This is a genomic window from Kitasatospora sp. NPDC048540, from assembly GCF_040651175.1.
GTDB lineage: Bacteria > Actinomycetota > Actinomycetes > Streptomycetales > Streptomycetaceae > Kitasatospora.
Genome location: NZ_JBEZIR010000052.1, coordinates 1 through 18138, shown reverse-complemented (window position 1 = coordinate 18138; position 18138 = coordinate 1). Strand labels below are relative to the sequence as shown.

At 65.8% G+C, this 18138-nt stretch carries 14 protein-coding genes; 11 read left to right on the top strand and 3 right to left on the bottom strand.

The window, feature by feature from the left end; genetic code table 11:
* Positions 1 to 175: 175 nt before the first annotated feature.
* The 4 genes from AB0D08_RS21110 (at position 176) to AB0D08_RS21095 (ending at position 7212) form a co-directional block, all read left to right on the top strand.
* Positions 176 to 1798: a GMC oxidoreductase gene (locus AB0D08_RS21110; RefSeq protein ID WP_359890603.1), complete on the top strand. Its 1623-nt coding sequence runs from the start codon at positions 176 to 178 to the stop codon at positions 1796 to 1798.
* Positions 1799 to 1905: 107 nt separating this feature from the next.
* Positions 1906 to 3720: a glycoside hydrolase family 15 protein gene (locus AB0D08_RS21105; protein ID WP_359890600.1), complete on the top strand. Its 1815-nt coding sequence runs from the start codon at positions 1906 to 1908 to the stop codon at positions 3718 to 3720.
* 862 nt (positions 3721 to 4582) lie between these two features.
* Positions 4583 to 4822: a hypothetical protein gene (locus AB0D08_RS21100; protein ID WP_033819529.1), complete on the top strand. Its 240-nt coding sequence runs from the start codon at positions 4583 to 4585 to the stop codon at positions 4820 to 4822.
* On the top strand, positions 4822 to 7212 hold the full coding sequence (locus AB0D08_RS21095; protein WP_359890597.1) for a hypothetical protein: 2391 nt from the start codon (positions 4822 to 4824) through the stop codon (positions 7210 to 7212). The genes AB0D08_RS21100 and AB0D08_RS21095 overlap by 1 nt, the downstream gene beginning before the upstream one ends.
* 397 nt (positions 7213 to 7609) lie before the next feature.
* Here the strand turns inward: AB0D08_RS21095 and AB0D08_RS21090 are convergent, their stop codons facing one another.
* Together AB0D08_RS21090 and AB0D08_RS21085 are read right to left on the bottom strand one after the other, a co-directional pair.
* Positions 7610 to 8890 carry a hypothetical protein gene (locus AB0D08_RS21090; protein WP_359890594.1) on the bottom strand — a complete coding sequence of 427 codons (1281 nt, stop codon included), beginning with the start codon at positions 8888 to 8890 and terminating at the stop codon, positions 7610 to 7612.
* A gap of 135 nt (positions 8891 to 9025) precedes the next feature.
* On the bottom strand, positions 9026 to 10351 hold the full coding sequence (locus AB0D08_RS21085; RefSeq protein WP_033819532.1) for a DUF2252 domain-containing protein: 1326 nt from the start codon (positions 10349 to 10351) through the stop codon (positions 9026 to 9028).
* A 237-nt stretch (positions 10352 to 10588) separates the two neighbouring features.
* On the opposite strand from AB0D08_RS21085, the gene AB0D08_RS21080 reads away from it, so the two are divergent.
* The 6 genes from AB0D08_RS21080 (at position 10589) to AB0D08_RS21055 (ending at position 15641) form a co-directional block, all read left to right on the top strand.
* Complete coding sequence (locus tag AB0D08_RS21080; protein ID WP_033819533.1) at positions 10589 to 11689, top strand: LLM class flavin-dependent oxidoreductase; 1101 nt, start codon at positions 10589 to 10591, stop codon at positions 11687 to 11689.
* A complete protein-coding gene (locus tag AB0D08_RS21075) occupies positions 11686 to 12336 on the top strand; it encodes a CE1759 family FMN reductase (RefSeq protein ID WP_033819534.1) in 651 nt (216 codons plus the stop codon). Before AB0D08_RS21080 ends, AB0D08_RS21075 begins: the two co-directional genes overlap by 4 nt.
* 190 nt (positions 12337 to 12526) lie before the next feature.
* Entirely contained in the window at positions 12527 to 13249 is a 723-nt protein-coding gene (locus tag AB0D08_RS21070) for a GntR family transcriptional regulator (protein ID WP_359890591.1), read from the top strand.
* Positions 13246 to 13941 carry a sterol desaturase family protein gene (locus AB0D08_RS21065; protein WP_359890588.1) on the top strand — a complete coding sequence of 232 codons (696 nt, stop codon included), beginning with the start codon at positions 13246 to 13248 and terminating at the stop codon, positions 13939 to 13941. Before AB0D08_RS21070 ends, AB0D08_RS21065 begins: the two co-directional genes overlap by 4 nt.
* Positions 13942 to 14156: 215 nt before the next feature.
* Entirely contained in the window at positions 14157 to 14996 is an 840-nt protein-coding gene (locus tag AB0D08_RS21060) for an alpha/beta hydrolase (RefSeq protein ID WP_033819536.1), read from the top strand.
* A 186-nt stretch (positions 14997 to 15182) separates the two neighbouring features.
* A complete protein-coding gene (locus AB0D08_RS21055; protein WP_149038053.1) occupies positions 15183 to 15641 on the top strand; it encodes a hypothetical protein in 459 nt (152 codons plus the stop codon).
* A gap of 59 nt (positions 15642 to 15700) precedes the next feature.
* On the opposite strand, the gene AB0D08_RS21050 is transcribed toward AB0D08_RS21055, so the two are convergent.
* The gene (locus tag AB0D08_RS21050) at positions 15701 to 16723 is read right to left on the bottom strand and encodes a helix-turn-helix domain-containing protein (protein ID WP_359890585.1); all 1023 of its coding nucleotides are present in this window, start codon (positions 16721 to 16723) and stop codon (positions 15701 to 15703) included.
* 305 nt (positions 16724 to 17028) lie between these two features.
* On the opposite strand from AB0D08_RS21050, the gene AB0D08_RS21045 reads away from it, so the two are divergent.
* Positions 17029 to 17832 carry a hypothetical protein gene (locus tag AB0D08_RS21045; protein ID WP_149038054.1) on the top strand — a complete coding sequence of 268 codons (804 nt, stop codon included), beginning with the start codon at positions 17029 to 17031 and terminating at the stop codon, positions 17830 to 17832.
* The last annotated feature ends 306 nt before the right edge of the window (positions 17833 to 18138 follow it).

Genomic DNA, 18138 nt, shown 5'->3' with positions numbered 1-18138 from the left:
CCGAAAAATCCCCCCGCCGCCACCCCTTGGCCGGAGCAGAAAGGCGCGGTACACCGTCAACACGGCGGCGCGCTGCTCACGTCCCTCGTGACAGGCCCTCAGGACTCTACCATCTCGCGCCGGTTCCGCCGACAGGGAAGGCCAATCCATTTCAGGCCGAACGGAAGGCACAGCCATGCCCGAAAGATCATTATCACGCCGTCAGTTCCTCTCCGGAACAGCAGCGCTGGCCGGAACGTTGACCGCCTCGTCGCTGTTCCTCAAGGCAGCGGCGGCGCCCGCGAGAGCACTGGAGAGCGGGGACCGGGTGCCGGCACTGGTGGTCGGCAGCGGTTACGGCGGAGCCGTGACCGCGCTGCGGCTGACGCAGGCCGGTATACCGACCGCCCTGGTCGAGATGGGACGGAGCTGGACCACACCCGGCAGTGACGGGAACGTCTTCTGCACCATGCTGGCCCCCGATGGACGCTCCACCTGGCTGCGGACCCGGACAGACCAGCCGGTGAGCTACTTCCTGGGGGCGCCCTACAACAGGAGCATCACCCGCTACACCGGTGTCCTCGACTGCGAGCACTTCGCGGCCACCCGCGTCTACCAGGGCCGCGGGGTGGGCGGCGGTTCACTGGTCAACGGGGGGATGGCCGTGGTGCCGCGGCGCCCGTACTTCGAGGAGATCCTGCCGCAGGTCGACGCGGACGCGATGTACGGCGTCTATTTCCCCCGGGCCAACGCCGGACTCGGCACCAACACCATGGACCAGGCATGGTACGAATCCGCATCCTGCTACCGGTACGCGAGGGTGGGCGCGCAGCAGGCACAGGACGCCGGCTTCAGGACCGTCTCCGTTCCCAACGTCTACAGCTTTCCCCACCTCCGGGACGAGCTGGCCGGCACCGCGCCGCGCTCGGCGCTGGCCGGCGAGGTCATCTACGGCAACAACCACGGCAAGCAGTCGCTGGACAAGACCTACCTGGCGGCCGCAGCCGCCACCGGGCGGCTCTCGATCAGCCCGCTCCACCAGGTCACCGCCGTTCAGCCGGCCGTGATCGGTACCGGCTACACCGTGGAGATGTCGCAGCTGGACACCGCGGGGAACGTCATCGCCAGGAAGACCGTCACCGCCGACAAGGTCTTCCTCGCCGCGGGCAGCGTCGGCACCAGCAAGCTGCTGGTGACGATGCGGGCCACCGGCCGCCTGCCGGACCTGTCCGCCGCCGTCGGACAGGAGTGGGGCAACAACGGCAACGTCATGGTCGGCCGCGCCAATCACCTGTGGTCGCCGACCGGATCGCTCCAGTCCTGCATACCGGTCCAGGGCATCGACAACTGGGACGACCCGGGCGGTCCCTGCTTCGCGGAGATCTCCCCCTTCCCCGCCGGCACCGAGCTCTGGATCAGCCTCTACCTGGCGATCACCAAGAACCCGAACCGGGCCGCCTTCACCTACAACACCGGCACCGGCGGCGTGGACCTGAGCTGGCAGCCCTCCTTCACAGCACCGTCGATCGCCGCCGCGGAACGGGTCTTCGACCGGATCAACGCCGCCGAGGGCACGGTCTACCGCAGCGACCTGTTCGGGGTCCACAAGACCTGGGGCGACGACTTCGTCTACCACCCCCTCGGCGGCTGCGTCCTCGGCAAGGCCACCGACCCGTACGGGCGGCTGCCCGAGTACCCCGGCCTCTACGTCACCGACGGCTCCCTGATCCCGGGCAGCACCGGCGTCAACCCGTTCGTGACCATCACGGCCCTGGCGGAGCGGAACATCGAGAACGTGCTCGCGAACGATTTCGCCTGACGCCAGGACAACTGCCCCATCGAGCAGCGTGAAAGCCGTGCACACTGCCCGATCCACTCGACCCGACAGCCAACGATCCTGGCCCCGCTCCGGGGCAAGGTGATGCCATGCCCGGACGCATCGAAGACTACGCACTCATCGGCGACCTGCAGACGGCGGCACTGGTGGGCAGGGACGGCTCGATCGACTGGCTCTGCCTGCCGCGATTCGACTCGGCCAGCTGCTTCGCCGCCCTGCTCGGAGGCGACGAGCACGGCCACTGGCGCCTCGCCCCCGCGTTCGAGGGCGAGGCACCGGAGCGCTCCTACGTCGGCGACAGCCTGGTGCTGCAGACCGAATGGACCACGTCGACCGGCCGCGTCCGGGTGATCGATTTCATGCCGCAACGCGACCGCACCCCCGACGTGATGCGCATCGTCGAGGGCGTCAGCGGCTCCGTGAAGATGGTGGGGGAGCTACGGCTGCGCTTCGACTACGGACGGATCATCCCGTGGATGCGCCGCACCGAGAACCACCGCATCGCCGTCGCCGGCCCGGACGCCGTCTGGCTGAGATGCGGAAACGGATCCCCCAACGGCGTGCGCACCAGGGGACGCGACTTCGCCACCATCTCCGAGTTCACCGTCCATGCGGGCGAACGGATACCGTTCGTGCTCAGCTGGACCCCCTCACACCACCGGCAGGGCCCCCGCCAGGACCCGGAGAAGGCGCTGCGGCACACCCTCGAAGACTGGCAGACCTGGTCGTCGCGCTTCTCGGCGCAGGTCGCCGAGACGGACGTCGCGGCGGTACGCCGCTCGCTGATCACGTTGAAGGCGCTCACCTATGAACCGACGGGCGGCATCGTCGCCGCCGCCACGGCGGGACTGCCGGAAGAGATCGGCGGCGAGCGGAACTGGGACTACCGCTTCTGCTGGCTGCGGGACTCCACCATGACCCTGTCGGCACTGCTCAACGCGGGCTACCACCAGGAGGCCAGAGCCTGGTACGACTGGTTGCTGCGCGCCATCGCCGGCGACCCGGCCGAGCTGCAGATCATGTACGGCGTCGGCGGAGAACGCCGACTACCAGAGGAGACCGCCGACTGGCTCCCCGGCTACGAGGGCTCCCGGCCGGTCCGCTTCGGGAACGCCGCCGTCGACCAGCTGCAACTGGACGTGTACGGCGAGGTGGTGGACACCCTCTACCTGGCCCATCGGTCCGGCATCCGGATCGAGCGTCACGTGTGGAGCATGCTGGTCAGACTGCTGGAGTTCCTGGAGGAACGCTGGTCCGACCCGGACGAGGGTCTGTGGGAGGTACGGGGCCCACGCCGGCACTTCGTCCACTCCAAGATCATGTGCTGGGTGGCGTACGACCGTGCGGTCAAGCTCGCGGAGGAGACCAGGCTCCCGGGCCCCGTCGAGCGCTGGCGCGAGCTGCGCGACCTCATCCACAGCGACGTCTGCACCCGGGGCGTCGACCACCGGCGCGGCGTCTTCACCCAGTACTACGGCGGCCGTGAGCTGGATGCGGCCACGCTCTTCGCGGTCAAGTCCGGTTTCCTGCCCGCCGACGACCCGCGGGTGGCCGCGACGGTCGAGGCGATCCGCCGCGACCTGCACCACGACGGCTTCATCCTCCGCTACCCGACACCTGCGGCCGAGCAGCAGGCGGACGCGGTGGACGGGCTCACCGGATCCGAAGGAGCCTTCCTGGCCTGCTCCTACTGGCTCTGCGACGCCCTGATCGCCATCGGCAGGACCGACGAGGCGCGGGAACTCTTCGACCGGCTGCGCGGTCTGGCCAACGACCTCGGCCTGATATCCGAGGAGTGGGATCCGCTTGCGGGCCGCCAACTCGGCAACACCCCACAGGCGTTCACCCACGTCGCCCTCGTGAACACCGCGCTTGCACTCGGTCGTGCAGAAGAACGCGCCTGACAGCGCAGGCCTCGTCGGGTGCGACTGCTGCGCGCAGCCGTCTCCCTGCGCTCCGCGCTCCCTGCGACCGGAGGGACGGGATGTGTCCACGACGTCGTCTGAACGTGCGCAATCTGTCGGTCCGTCTGTCAGCCGAGTTGCCGACCGGTGAGAACGATCTGCGCGAGATCCTGCGCGAGCCGAGCAGCGAGCTGGTCACGGACCACTGCCGCACCTGCGATCTGTCCGGCCCGGACAGCCCTTCGTCACTGGGATCGTGGCCAAGGGGCCGGCACGCATCATCGCCACGGCCCGGCAGGCACTGGCCGAAACCCCGCCGGGTGTATACCGGGGAAAGCCACACGATGATGCGACGGCCCGGCGGTGTGTCGTTACCCACGGCACGCTGCCTCCAGTACACCGGGGCCGGCACGTTGCTCGGACGGTCTGGTGGTCGGCAGACTTTCTGCGTCCAGAATATGGGTGGTACTGCACTTCGGATCCTTCCTCGATTCCTCGTTGACAAATAGGGGCGCGGTGCGCACGAGATATGCGGATCGACATGCCCGCACATCTGCCCGATGGCGCACTCTCCCGGAACCCGAAGAATGCTAACTTAGCGTGACTTCCAGGGGGGAAGTGACGAGTGGGTGCAGCTATGCAAAATTCAAAATCCGGCGGAAAGGGTCCTTCCCCGGATGCCGGACCCTCCCACGGTGGACCCGAGACACATCCAGGAGGGGCATCGAAACTGGACGTCGGCGGTTCTGGGGTCGGCCCGGCACAGCCGGTGGCCCCATCCGGGGCGGCCGGCGGCGAGGAATCACAACAGTACGAGATTCTTCCGGATCAGTTGTTTTCGGCAGGGAGATACGTCGAAGCAATGAAGGTCTGGCAGGCCGCGCTGAAGATTGAAGGCCTGGCCGCCGACGAGCGCGCCGCCCTTCAGTTCAACATGCTTGTCGGCGAACTCGCACTCATCGCGAACGGCAAGTCGGACACGGGCAGGCTGGGAAAGATGATCAGGGGGGTTGGAATGGAGACCGTCGAATCCGCCTGCATGGACAGAGGTCGCCCCGATGTGGCGGATTTCTGCCGCACCGTACTCGAAAATTCGGAGTGATGGTGGAGCCCAGGTACCTGATTTCGCCCGACCTCGTCGCAGCGGTCGGCGAGCACGCCACCGTCCTGCATGCACTGTACGGGGAGGAGGACTATTCCGGGGATGGAAGGAAGCGCATAAATCACGCTGCACTCATGGCGGATCTCATATATCTGGTATATGCCCTGGAATTCGAGATTCCCAACTATGCGGAGCCGGTGACCGAGGCCGACGAGGCAATAGAAAGGAATCGCAAGAGAATCCTCGAGAGGATTTCATGCATCAAGGGGGAGGTGGAAGACCTCAGGCGCCACGTGGACGAGACCTACACGCTCGGTGCCCTCGAGGACCAGGCGACCTGGCGGGCCGACGAGGACCAGGAGGGGTATCGGGATTTTACGGCGTGGGCTGTCGAGAGTCTCGACAGCCTGGCCAGGAAGATGCGTGTGAACGAGCAGGCCATAGCTTCCTCACTGGGCTCGCTGAAAACAGATCTTGATGATTACGCAAACTGCCCGGATCCCGTCAGCGGCGCTCCGCTCTGGCTTAACTCCAATGGTGAGGTAATCGATTTGGGCCAGCGGATCGTCAGTCATGTCAAATTGGCTATCGTCCGGTTCGATCGCCTCTGTCAGGCCTGGATGGACATCGGCAGCGACCTGACCGTCCCGGGCAATCCTCTGCACGATGTACAGCCACAGGAGGAGATCTTCTTCCACGGCACGACGAGCAACGATGTGGGAGCGAAGATCCAGACCTCCGGGCTGAAGCCCAGTGGATGGGGTGCTTATGGGAGAGGGGCCTACGCCACCCCATATCTGGAGACCGCTTCGGAATACACCGATGATGGTGCTCGCACTCTCGTGAACAAGGGACCCGGGCCGATTTTGAAGAGCGAGCTCGCACATGGTGTGGAGGTCCTGCATCTCTACAAGGTGGGGAGCCTCGGACTGAAGGATGATTTCGCTGATCTTTTCGAAGCGCGCCGGGTTCCGAAAGAACTACGTGATCTACCGGACTTCCCACCGGGGGCGGCGACAACTGATACCTGGGGAATCTGGGCGAGGGAGCATGGATACCGGGCCACTCAGATCCATGTACCGAGGAAGGAACCGAAGCAGGGGCACAAGAAACATCACCTGGTCGCTTTCGATCCGGATGCCCTCAAAATCCTCCTGATGGTCGATATCACCAACAGGAACCACCCCAATCACGCGTGGTGGCGCAACCGGGGACTGCTGCAGCGAAGGACCGACTTCACGTCCGAAGAGGTCCGCCGGACCTTGAAGCCCAGGCTGACGAATGTCGTAGGAAATCTCGACCAGGCCGCTGAGCTGCTGAGCGAGCCGCAGCAGCGCACCAGGCTACGGGACAATCCTCCGACTCCGCGTGACCCCCAGTCACCGGGAATTCAGGTGAAGGGTGAGTGGCACGGGGAGAGCCGCGCCCGGTCGGCTGCCCGCAACAAGGCTCTGCCGGATGATGTCGGTCGGGCCGGGACCTACTATTATGATGCGGCGGAACGCGAGGAGTTGGTGGCCCATCCGGACTGTGTGTCGGGACGCCTGCTGCTCAAAAATGGTAAGCCTTTTCCATCGGGCCGTTACGGTTGGGTCACCGATGCCGGGGAAAAGTCCAATCGGCTCTATCTGTTCGACCCGAAGGCCATTGCCGTCACCGACCGTCACGGGAATAGCATCTTCGGGAAGAAATTCATTCCGCTGGGCACGGTCGAGCAATTCAACACGATGGTGAAGGAACTGCAGAGAACGGACATCGACTGGTACATCGAGTTCATCCACCACTCGTCCGTCCTGGCCGGTGCCAACGTCGGCGGTGCCGGGGAGATCATCATCGAGGAGGGCGGGTACATCGAGAGTATGACCAACAAGAGCGGACACTATGAGCCTGGCAGCGAAGACATGTACCAGGCCCTGGGTGATCTCTCGGCCGCAGGCTACGACATCGTCGGCGAACGCCGCGGAAAATCTCCCACGGTCGAAATCATAGGTCCGAATGGAAACACCGAGATGACTGCTGCGGAGTTTCTGTCCGGACCAGCCGATCTCGGTCTCCGAGCCGCGCGCAAGGAGGCCGCGAACGAGGCGGCTGCGACGCAGGCCGTATACCGTGAGCATCTTGACAGGTCCGCGGAGGTGCGTCGCATCCGACACGAGGAGACGGTGGAGGCGGAGCGGGAGGAACAGCGGCGGCAACGTATCGAGGAGTTCAAGGAAGCGCATCCGGACACCCATGTCGCGAGATTCGATGACGACGGTGAGGCGGTCCTTTACAGCACGGACAGCACTCCCATCAGCACCTACCGCAATCGTAGCCCGGAAGACAGTCGAACCAGTGACCAAGAAATTGAGGAATCTGATTCCCTCGAGGACCCCGAGAAATCCGATTGACATCACCTGTCCCGCCGCATTCGACCCGCCGCGAGTGGCTGGTCGTGTGTGTGGGGCGCAGCGCTGCTCGTCATCCGGAAGGCGGACGGGGTCGGAGGGCGGCCGGCGTGCCGCAGTGGGCGTCGTTGTTGGGCTGTCGCTGGACGCCGCGATTCCGGGTTCTGTGTCCGTGTCCGCCGGTCTGATCGCTGAGCGCTTACGGGGCGCCATCGGCTTCTGGGTCCGGCCGGCCCGGACACGGTCCAGTTCGGGTTCGGTCTGGCGGCTTCGACGGGCATGCCCGCCTCTGACTGGGAACTGCCGCCGCTCGTCGCCTGCGGCGGCAGTTGTTCTCCGCTGTTTCCAGCTTCGTGGTCACCGTCCGCTGCCGGCGGCCCTGCGTGAGCCCGACGCGCGGTCAGATACCCTCAGGGCTAATCATCGCCAGGGCTCTGTCGAGGCCGGTCTGAATTTCTAGAATCACGTGGAAGTATCTTTCGGAATGAAGCGTGTAATCATTCTCTGCTTTCCGTGCCTCCAGGATTGTGAAATGGCTGGAGTCGGGCTCCTCCTGAGTGATGAGCGTATGGAAGCACTGCAGGGATTTGATCAGTTTGTCCAGGTTGGATGTAGCATCGATCAGCCTGCCCTGGTGGAATTTGACCAGAGTGACTATGTCCTTCACAGTCTTGCTCCCGGGCGCTTTGGATGGCCCGAGCTTTTTTATGGATGGCTTGATCGTGTTAATCGTATCAATATTGCCGAGCCCTTCCTCCTCGTATTCCATGAGGAGAGGTTTGAGGGTGGCGCGAGCATCGGAGGCAGCCGCTGCGGTGCTCCTCAGGTTATCTCTTATTGCCTGGAGCGCTGCCTCGCGGCTTTCATCGGGAATTTCGGGGGGGATGAGAAAAGCTGCCTCGCCGTCGTCTGCAAGCCGTTCGGAGGAATCTCGAACGGCTTTAAGGGATTCGGCGAGCTTCTTGATCTGGTCGTCATCTGCGGCAAGTGAGCCGTACACCAGGGACAGGCCGCTGATCAGATCGTCCAGCTTCTTGCTTTCGGCTTCGTGGGCAGATCTTTCCTCTGCCGCGTACATGGCATTGAGATCGGCCAGTCGGGTGCCTAGATTCTCCATTTTGCGCGACATCGAGACGAAGCCTCTTGCGGCGCGTATGATGACGTCTGCGCGTATTTTTGCTGCGGCGTAGTTCGTTTCCGCGGATTGGAACAGGTGTCCGAGAGATGCTGTCGTCGACCCGGCCCCCGCCCTTCCTTCTTCCGCGACCAGGAGCTCAAGGTCGGAGAGGCTGGACCCTGCGTTGTCCAGCGCATCAATAATCCTCTTTATTTGATTCCTGATCACCTTCCTGTCGGTGCTTGTGAACATTTCGAAGGCGGTGATCGCCCCCCGCCCCGGGTTACGCCTCCCCCATATGCCTTTTATCGTCCTGTAAATGCGAACGGTCGCCGATTCGTACTTTTTCAGATTGATGGAGATTTCATCGATTGCCTTGCTGAACTCCATCGGCAGCTTGCGTATCAGATCGGCGTCGAAGCTGGCCTTCAAGTTTGCCGATGTGTCGCGCATGCCGTTTACGGTCGAAACGAGGGATGCCCATTCGCGGGTGAATTCTCCGGCCAGTTCTTCCGATGTGGCGAAGATCTCGACCTTCTCCGGTGAAATATGATCATGCTCCATGATTAGCCTCCTGCCGTACGGTTCTTGAATTTTGTGCCAGGCCTCTTGCACAGCGTGCGGTCCGATCGGCCGGCGGTGCGCCGTCCCCGACGGTTTCCTGTCCGCTGAGTTCTGCCATTCGTTCCAGCGGTCCGGTCATAGCCCGGGGATCCGGGCGTTGCGGTGGAGATCGACGAAGAGCTGGTGGTCGGCGCGGGTCCGGGCCCCGTAGGTGTGGGCGAAGTCCACCAGGAGGTCGATGAATCCCCGTTCGTCCCGGGCGATCGCCGCGTCTATGGCGTGCTCGGTGGAGAAGGGCACCAGGCTGTGGCCGCCGGACTCGTCGGCCGCGGCGTGCATGGTGGCGGTGGTCCGGCCGAGGCACTCCGTGACCGCGAGCAGGTCGGCGCCCTCGTTGAGGTCGGTCCAGTCGAGGTCGGTGGCGTAGGGCGAGACCTCGGCGACCAGTTGGCCGCGTTCGCCGAGCACGGTGTGGCCGAGCCAGGGATCGCTGTGGTCCTGGAGGGCCCGTTGGGAGATCACCGTCCGGTGGCCCTCGTGCTGGAAATGGCCGCGGACGGCCGGATCGTCGATGTGCCGTGCGGCCGCAGGCGTCTGGCCCTGTTTCATATAGATGATCACATCGTTCTCGAGGGCGTCGGTGGGGCCTTCCAGCAGCAGGTTGTAGGAGGGGAGGCCGGCGCTGCCGATGCCGATGCCCCGGCGTCCGACCACGTCCTTGACCCGCAGTGAGTTCGGGCGGGTGCGGGAGGCGGGCGGCAGGGTGCCGAGGTAGCGGGCGAAGGCCGTGAGGACGTCGGCCCGGGTGGCCTCGTCCAGCTCGACGGCGCCGTTGCCGGTCAGGAAGCGCCGCTCGTACCCCTCGACGACGGTGTCGGCCTCCAGCAGTGCGACCCGGGTCCGCATGCGCGCCCGGTGCAGGGCGTCGAGGATCGGGCCGGTGGCCGTGTCGAGGGTGTACGAGGCGGGCCGGCCGGAGGTGACCAGGGCGCCGATCTGGGCACGGTACGCCGTCGCGAAGGTCCTCACCAGGTCGGTGATCATCGAGTCGGAGAGCGCCTTGGCGTAGCCGATCAGTGCCAGGGAGGCGGCCAGCCGCTGTACGTCCCAGACGAAGGCCCCGACGTACGCCTCGTCGAAGTCGTTCACGTTGAAGACCAGCCGGCCCTCGGAGTTGAGGTAGGTGCCGAAGTTCTCGGCGTGCAGATCACCGTGGATCCAGACCCTGCCGGTCCGCTCGTCGAGGAAGGCGGAGCCGTAGGAGGCGAACGGTCCGTCCGCCACATCCGCGTAGTAGAGGCAGGCGGTGCCCCGGTAGAAGGCGAACGCGGAGGCTGCCATCTTGCGGAACTTCACCCGGAAGGCGGCCGGGTCCTCGGCCATCAGCTCGCCGAAGGCGGCGTCGAAGACCCGCAGGATGGTCGCGCAGCGATCGGCGGGGTCGGGAACGGCGGCGGACATGTGCGGCATCCTTCGGGGGCGGACGGCTGGATCACCGCCAGGATCCGGGCACGGCGGACCACATGTCCTGCCCCTCGGTACCGCGTGGCGGGCAGAGTGGCCGTGGGCGCGGAGCGGGGGACCGGTCATCGCCACAGGTGCCGCAGCGCCGGACGTGCGGCGCGGCGGGAATACCCCCGCGTCGCGGCTGGTTCGCGAGCATGATTGAATATTCAATCAAAAGAGGAGTTGAGGACGATGCAGTTCGGGATCTTCACCGTCGGCGACGTGACCACCGACCCCACCACCGGTCGGACCCCGACCGAGCGCGAGCGGATCAAGGCCATGCTGGCGATCGCGCTGAAAGCCGAGGAGGTAGGCCTCGACGTCTTCGCCACCGGCGAGCACCACAACCCACCGTTCGTCCCCTCCTCGCCGACCACCATGCTCGGCTACATCGCCGCACGCACCGAGAGCCTGATCCTTTCGACCTCCACGACGCTGATCACCACCAACGACCCGGTGAAGATCGCCGAGGACTTCGCGATGCTTCAGCACGTCGCCGACGGCCGCGTCGACCTGATGATGGGCCGCGGCAACACCGGCCCGGTCTACCCCTGGTTCGGCAAGGACATCCGCGACGGCATCGACCTCGCCGTCGAGAACTACGCCCTGCTGCGCCGCCTGTGGGACGAGGACGTCGTCACCTGGAAGGGCAAGTTCCGCACCCCGCTGCAGTCCTTCACCTCCACCCCCCGCCCGCTGGACGGCGTCGCCCCCTTCGTGTGGCACGGCTCCATCCGCTCGCCCGAGATCGCCGAACAGGCCGCCTACTACGGCGACGGCTTCTTCCACAACAACATCTTCTGGCCCGCCGCCCACACCAAGCAGATGGTGAACCTCTACCGGCAGCGCTACGCCCACTACGGACACGGCACCCCCGAGCAGGCCATCGTGGGCCTCGGCGGCCAGGTCTTCATGCGCAAGCGCTCGCAGGACGCGGTACGCGAGTTCCGCCCCTACTTCGACAACGCGCCGGTCTACGGGCACGGCCCGTCCCTGGAGGAGTTCACCTCCCAGACCCCGCTCACCGTCGGGTCGCCGCAGGAGGTCATCGACCGCACCCTGTCCTTCCGTGACCACGTCGGCGACTACCAGCGCCAGCTGTTCCTGATGGACCACGCGGGCCTTCCGCTGAAGACCGTGCTGGAGCAGCTCGACCTGCTCGGCGAGGAGGTCGTACCGGTCCTGCGCAAGGAGTTCGCCAACCTGCGCCCGGCCGGCGTGCCGGACGCACCGACGCACCAGGCCCGGGTGGCCGCCGCTCAGGAGACCACGAAGGAGGGAAGGACGGCATGAAGCTGATCGTCGTATCGGCAGGGTTGAGTTCGCCCTCCGCCACCCGCCTGCTCGCCGACCGGCTCGCGGCCGCGACGCTCGGGCACGTCGATGCGGAGCTCGAAGTGATCGAACTTCGGGACCTCGCCACCGACATCGCCCAGCACTTCGTCACCGGGTTCCCGTCCGCCCGGCTGGCCGCCGCGCTCGACGGCGTGGCGGCCGCGGACGGCCTGATCACCGTGACACCGGTGTTCGCGGCGTCCTACAGCGGTCTGTTCAAGTCGTTCTTCGACGTCATCGACAAGGACGCGCTCACCGGGAAACCCGTGCTCCTCGGCGCGACCGGCGGCACCGCCCGGCACTCCCTGGTCACCGAACACGCCATGCGCCCGCTGTTCACCCACCTGCGCGCGCTCGTCCTGCCGACCGCCGTCTACGCCGCCTCTGAGGACTGGGGCGAGGAAGGCCTGGCGCAGCGGATCGCGCGGGCCGGCGCGGAACTGGCCCATTTCCTGACGCCCGCCGCACGGGGTACCACCCCGGACGTCGACACCGCCGCCGCGATCGCACCCCGCTCGCTGACCGGGGCGATCACCTCGGTGGATCCGCAGGACGGCTTCGACGTGGTGCCGTTCGCACAACGGCTGGCCGCGCTACGGGTGTAGGAGCCGCAACCGCCCTCCCCGGTCCGCGGCCACCTCCGCCGGACCCGGGGGGGGGCGAGACCCGGGCCCCGCACCGCGCGGGCCGCGACCTGGACTGCACCGGAGTGCCCCCGTATGCAGGTGAAGATCCGGAACTCCCGGTGGTCAGACCTCTTGACCACTCGGGGAGATGTGACTCAGCCTGGAGCACGTGGCGGACTTCACCGTGGTGAGACGAACTGCGTTGTCAGATGCGGTCTTTGACCAGATCGCCAACAGGATCCTGGACGGGACGCTGCCTGCGGGCTCGTCCCTGCCACCGGAACGGAGCCTGACCGAGACGTTCGGAGTCAACCGGCAGGCACTGCGCGAGGCCCTTCAACGCCTGAGCCAGCTCGGCCTGGTGGAGATCCGGCACGGGGAGTCAACCCGGGTACGGGACTTCCGGACCAGCGCCGGGCTCGACCTGGTGCCACACCTCCTGCAGCGCACCGACGGCACGATCGACCCGCTGGTCGTCAGGGCGATGACGGAGATGAGGTCGGCGGTCGGCGCCGACGCCGCCGCGCTGTGCGCCGCCCGGGCGGGCGAGGCCGAAGTCCGTGCGCTGAGGGACGTGCTGAGCGAGTTCTCGGATCCGGACGGCGAGAGCCGGCCGACCGCGGACATCCGCTTCTGGGACCTGGTCGTCGACGGCTCGGGAAACATCTGCTACCGGCTCGCGCTCAACGGCATGCGCGCCCTGTACCGCCGGGCGGAGCCGCTGGTCAGAAACGTCCTCGCCACAGAACGCAGCGCCGTGCACCTGTACGGAGAGGTGGTCGAGGCCATCTCCGACCATGATCCGGAACGGGCCCGGTCACGCGCAGCCCTGTTGCTGGAACACGGCGCCGCCGCGATGAACGCCCTCTTCCCCGGGTCGGAGAACAGATGAACCCCGAACAGCGGACGGCGCAGTTCCGTGCGGCCGGTCTCACCCTGCGGAGTGCGGCCCGTCTCTTCTCGCGCTACCCCAGCCCACGCGTCCTCATCCCGGCGGCCGCGCTGACCGTCGCCGCACGGGTGAGCCTCGGACGGTGGTCCCGGCGCGACGTGAGGATCGCCGCGACGATCGTGACGCTGGAGCCGTTCCTGGAATGGCTGGTCCACGTCCACATCCTTCACCAGCGGCCACGGACGTTCAGAGGACGCACCGTCGACTCCTTCGCCGCACGCAAACACCGCCGGCACCACCTGAACCCGCGTGATCCCGCCCTGGCCTTCATCCTCCCCAACAGGCGGATCGCGCCCGTTGCCGTGGCCGGCATCGCCGCTGTGAACACCGCCGTCCACCGGTCCACCCGTACCGCCCTGACCGGAACCGCCACGTCACTGCTCCTGCTCACCGCGTTCGAGTGGACGCACTTCCTCATGCACTCGTCCTACAAGCCGAAGAACCCGCTGTACCGGGAGATCCGGCGGACGCATCAACTGCACCACTTCCGGAACGAGAAGTACTGGTTCGGCATCGTCACGCCGGTCTCCGACATCGTGCTCAACACCAACCCGGCGAAGGACGAGGTGCCGCCCTCGAAGACGGTCAAGACCCTCGGCATCACGGAACCCGTCTCCCCGGCCGAGTTGTGATCGCGGGTGCCGGTGCGGAAGCAAAGCCGGCCGGCCGGCCGGGGCGAGCGCCGCGGCTCGCGGCCTCGATCGGCCTCCGGCGCGGTGGACCTGAGCGGAATCACCCGTTCGGATGTGATAAGTGTTTGTCATCGTTTTCCCTGGGCTATCCATGGCTGGGGCGTAGCCTGAAAGGCCGCCCTCCGGGCATTTAATTCGGTTCCAGGAAGGCGTTCATGAATATCCGTTCAGCGATTTTCCGCCCCATTGCCGTAGGCGTGCTCGCAGGCGCACTAGGCTTCGGTACCGCGCTCTCCGCCGAGGCGGATTCTCACGGTCACGGTCACCACCCGACGGCGCGTCCGACGATCGTCCTGGTCCACGGCGCCTTCGCCGATGCCTCCAGCTGGGAATCGGTGGTGGCACGGCTGCAGCACGAGGGCTACCGGGTGATCGCCCCGGCCAATCCGCTGCGCGGCCTCCATCAGGACTCGTCCTACCTGGTGAGTTTCCTCAAGAGCCTGGGGGACACCGAAATCATTCTGGGCGGTCATTCATACGGCGGCGAGGTGATCACCGAGGCAGCCTCGGACCCCGATGTCAAACCTCACATCAAAGCACTGGTCTACATCGCCGCGATCGCTCCCGAGGTGGGGGAGAGTGCCGGTTCGATCCTCGCCGCCTTCCCGGGGAGCGAGCTGACGCCGGAGAACCAGAACGCGGTCCCGTACACCCGCCCGGACGGCAGCACGGGGACGGACCTCTACATCAAGCCCGAGGCTTTCCGGCCGGTCTTCGCGGGTGACCTGCCCCAGGAGAAGACGGACGTCATGGCCGCCACCCAGCGGCCCATCGACCAGTCCGCGCTGGGCGACACCGCCGACAGCGCGGCCTGGAAGGACATCCCGTCGTGGTACCTCGTCGCGTGCGGCGACAAGACCATCCCGCCCGCGGCGGAGCAGTTCATGGCCGAGAGGGCGAACTCCACGACGGTGAGTGTGAACTCCTCCCACGCGGCGCCGGTCTCTCACCCGGAGGAAGTCACCAACCTGATCCTCGACGCCGCGTCGTCGTGAGCGACCCACTGCGGAACAGGGACTCACCGCGGTGAGAGGGATGATGAGCGACGGCCCGCCGGGACCTCCGGCGGGCCGTCGGGCGTCCGCGCCGGGCGGTCGGGGGCCCTGGCTCCGGCGGGTCGTGCCTGAAGGGGAAGTCGGTTCGGGAAGCCCGAAAGAGGGAGCGGCTGCCAGTATCGACGCATGACCCGATATGTATCAGAGGACTCTGCAGGATCGATCCAAGCGCCGCCCGATGCGGCAATCTATTCCTACGAAGTGAAATTGCGCTACTCGGAGCATATTCCGTTGGGCGCCAATGATTCGTCCGGAGTTGACAGTGAGTGGATCGACGTCCGTCAGGATGCGGTGGTCGTGGAATTCAATCTGCCCACCCCGAGATATGAGGAGAGCGGGGGGAGCCTGATCACTTGTAAAGTCCGGCTCTGGGACAAGAGCAACAGATCGTCAATCGTCTGCAGCGGGGTAGAAGAATTCACAACCCAGTTCAAGCCGGGGGAGGACGGAAGGAAGTGCCTGGTCATCAGGGACTTTGACAGCGTCCACCGAAACCCCGAGACCGGTCTGCCGAGGTGCCTCTACAGCATCTGGCTGGATTCCGAGGACGTGAACGCAGAGGTGACCGTCTCGCTCTGGGCGTGAGCCTGTCACGCGCCGCGGGCCGACGATGTGAACCGCGCCTGCCGACTCCGTCCGGCGGATCATCGTGCGGCGGGTGGGGGGAAAGCCGCCACAGGCCGTCCGGGGGCGGGAGGCGTGCCGTACAGCAGACGCAGACCGAGGTGCGTGAGGCTGTGACGGGTGATGCCGCGCTCGCGCGTGGTGGTGATCAGGCCCCCTGCGCGCAGGGCATTGAGGTGGTGGCTGGCCGTCGCGGCGGAGATGCCGACCCGGGTGGCCAGTTCGGCGGTGCTCCGAACGGTGGCGAGCGCGGCAAGGGCCGCGGCCCGGGTGCGACCGAGGAGACGGACGAGACCGGGGTCGAGGTGCGGGGTGTCCTCCGGGAGACCGGCGAGCTGGTGGCGCACCGGAAAATAGAGCTCGATGGGAGCCTGCTCGTCGTAGTTGTCGAGGCGCGCGGTCGGGACCCGCAGGAAGAATGCGGGTATCAGGAGCAACCCCCGGCCGGACAGGTGGACGTCGACGTCGTGCGGAATGTGGCACGGGACGGTGAGGATCGGGAACTCCCAGCTGATCGCCGGGTGAAGGCCGTTCAGCATGGCGCCGGTGGCGGCTGACGCACGGCCGTACGCGGCCCGGACGGCCTGCTCCACGTACCGCCAGGCCGGCGCGACCGCCAGACGGTGGTAGGCGCTCAACAGCCCGATCAGTCTCTCGGTGGCCTCCGGACGCCCGTGGTGGACGTCGGCGATCCACTGCGGCAGGTCGGGTCGCATACTGCGGGTCACCGCCAGATCGGAGATGGCCCGGGCGGCGGGCTTCGACCGCACGGCGGACAGCGCGTCTGCCAGAGTGGCGGCTCCGGTGGGCGCGAGGAGGAGTTCGGGCACCGTGCCGTCGTCGGGTGTGACGAGTGCGAACAGCTGCCGTTCACTTCGGCCGAGGCTCTGGCCGACCTCCGCCGACCACCGGGCGAACGGTTCGCTGCGCGCCTGCGGCTGTTGCAGGAGCTGGAGGCTGAGCACCGTCTCCATCAGCGGCTCGGGGTGTGGCGCCCAGCGGATCCGGTTGAGGTCGGTCGTGGTGAAGTGAATACGGAGCATCGTCTCCCCAGCTGCGCGGCACCACCGGCAAGCGGCGCTCCTCGGCGGCGCATGCCGCACGATCGAATGATCATGACATGAGCGCCCGACGTCCGGGAGTCCCCCGGAAGCGGTGGGCGGCCCGATCAAGCCGGGCGCCTGCAGGCGTGGCTACCGAGTTGGCGCTTGCACGACGATTCCGAACCCTGCCTGGAAGTGTGGCTCAGCAGGGCATCGTGAGGATCCGGGCAGAGAGATATCTTGATCGTGTGCCTAATCTCCCGAAACAGAGCACTCCAAATTAATCATGTTTCTCAGGAGGAATAATGCTTGCCGAAGGTGAAGTTGGCGAATTTGGCATTTCAGGAGTCCCGTATGCGGCAGTGACGACTTGCCTGACGGTCACCTGCCTGCTCGATGACGGAAATCACGTGGGCGGGCATCTTAGCCTGCAGAGGAGCGGAACGGCGCTCGCCTCGGACGAAGTGCTGCCTGCAATGAAGGGGATTGTGGGGAGTAGGCGTATTGTCAGGATGCATCTTGCGGGCGTTCTTGATAGCTGGAGCTCGGATTTCCTCGATGTGCCGTACATGGATGCGCAGGGAGTTATTGAAATATATCAAGGAGGGGTTCAGCCGACGGATGGAAACAGCCTTTTCTGGGACATATACTCAAGGGTTGAGCCGGAGCCCGATGATGACGCATGGGAATGGCTTCCGCCATCGTTTGTGAATATGACGGGGGCATTTACGGTCACCCTCGAAGCGCCAGGTCGCCAAATTTCCCCCAAGGATGGGGAGGGTGAATCATATGCAGACGGTGTTGACTATGAGAATTCTGCCGCTGCCGCCTTCGATGAATACCTCAAGGGCCTCGCAAGAGACATTTTCGATAATGGTGGAAATGTGATTGAAGGTGACCAGGTCGTTATGGATGTGCAAGGCCAGGCCTACAAGTTCCCAGCTGTCGGAATTAATCTTTCTGAATCTCCGCAAGATGCAATGTACTCGACCGGTGGTAATTCCTGGCAGTTGTGTGCATCAAATTCCCAGAGCGTTCCAGTATGGCTGAAAGGTGTCGTTATTTCTGAGACTGGATTGATCACGACTACCGACGCATCGGCAGTGTGACACTGACGTCGGCCAGTCTGGCGAGCCCGCCTACGCCGGGCACTGCGCAACGCCGTGTCCGGCAGGGGCTGGAAGATCGCGCTGCCGGACGCCGGTGTCCCCGGGGGGTAGGCGGGTAGGCGGGAGTGGGCGGCGCGGGGCGGTTCGCGTGCAGCGGGGATCCGCCGGAGCACCGGCTTGCGGTAGGGCCGGAGCCGGTACCGCCTGGGTCTCCGCGATGTGGCGGCGGGTGGTACGCAGGGACATGCCCAGGCGCCGGGCGATGCTCTCGTCCTTCAGGCCGGCGGCGAGCAGCTCCATGATCGT

Excerpts from the sequence above, each read along its gene's own strand:
- AB0D08_RS21110 (WP_359890603.1), top strand. The coding sequence starts at position 176 with ATGCCCGAAAGATCATTATCACGCCGTCAGTTCCTCTCCGGAACAGCA.
- AB0D08_RS21105 (WP_359890600.1), top strand. The coding sequence starts at position 1,906 with ATGCCCGGACGCATCGAAGACTACGCACTCATCGGCGACCTGCAGACG.
- AB0D08_RS21100 (WP_033819529.1), top strand. The coding sequence starts at position 4,583 with ATGAAGGTCTGGCAGGCCGCGCTGAAGATTGAAGGCCTGGCCGCCGAC.
- AB0D08_RS21095 (WP_359890597.1), top strand. The coding sequence starts at position 4,822 with ATGGTGGAGCCCAGGTACCTGATTTCGCCCGACCTCGTCGCAGCGGTC.
- AB0D08_RS21090 (WP_359890594.1), bottom strand. The coding sequence starts at position 8,890 with ATGGAGCATGATCATATTTCACCGGAGAAGGTCGAGATCTTCGCCACA.
- AB0D08_RS21085 (WP_033819532.1), bottom strand. The coding sequence starts at position 10,351 with ATGTCCGCCGCCGTTCCCGACCCCGCCGATCGCTGCGCGACCATCCTG.
- AB0D08_RS21080 (WP_033819533.1), top strand. The coding sequence starts at position 10,589 with ATGCAGTTCGGGATCTTCACCGTCGGCGACGTGACCACCGACCCCACC.
- AB0D08_RS21075 (WP_033819534.1), top strand. The coding sequence starts at position 11,686 with ATGAAGCTGATCGTCGTATCGGCAGGGTTGAGTTCGCCCTCCGCCACC.
- AB0D08_RS21065 (WP_359890588.1), top strand. The coding sequence starts at position 13,246 with ATGAACCCCGAACAGCGGACGGCGCAGTTCCGTGCGGCCGGTCTCACC.
- AB0D08_RS21060 (WP_033819536.1), top strand. The coding sequence starts at position 14,157 with ATGAATATCCGTTCAGCGATTTTCCGCCCCATTGCCGTAGGCGTGCTC.
- AB0D08_RS21055 (WP_149038053.1), top strand. The coding sequence starts at position 15,183 with ATGACCCGATATGTATCAGAGGACTCTGCAGGATCGATCCAAGCGCCG.
- AB0D08_RS21050 (WP_359890585.1), bottom strand. The coding sequence starts at position 16,723 with ATGCTCCGTATTCACTTCACCACGACCGACCTCAACCGGATCCGCTGG.
- AB0D08_RS21045 (WP_149038054.1), top strand. The coding sequence starts at position 17,029 with ATGCTTGCCGAAGGTGAAGTTGGCGAATTTGGCATTTCAGGAGTCCCG.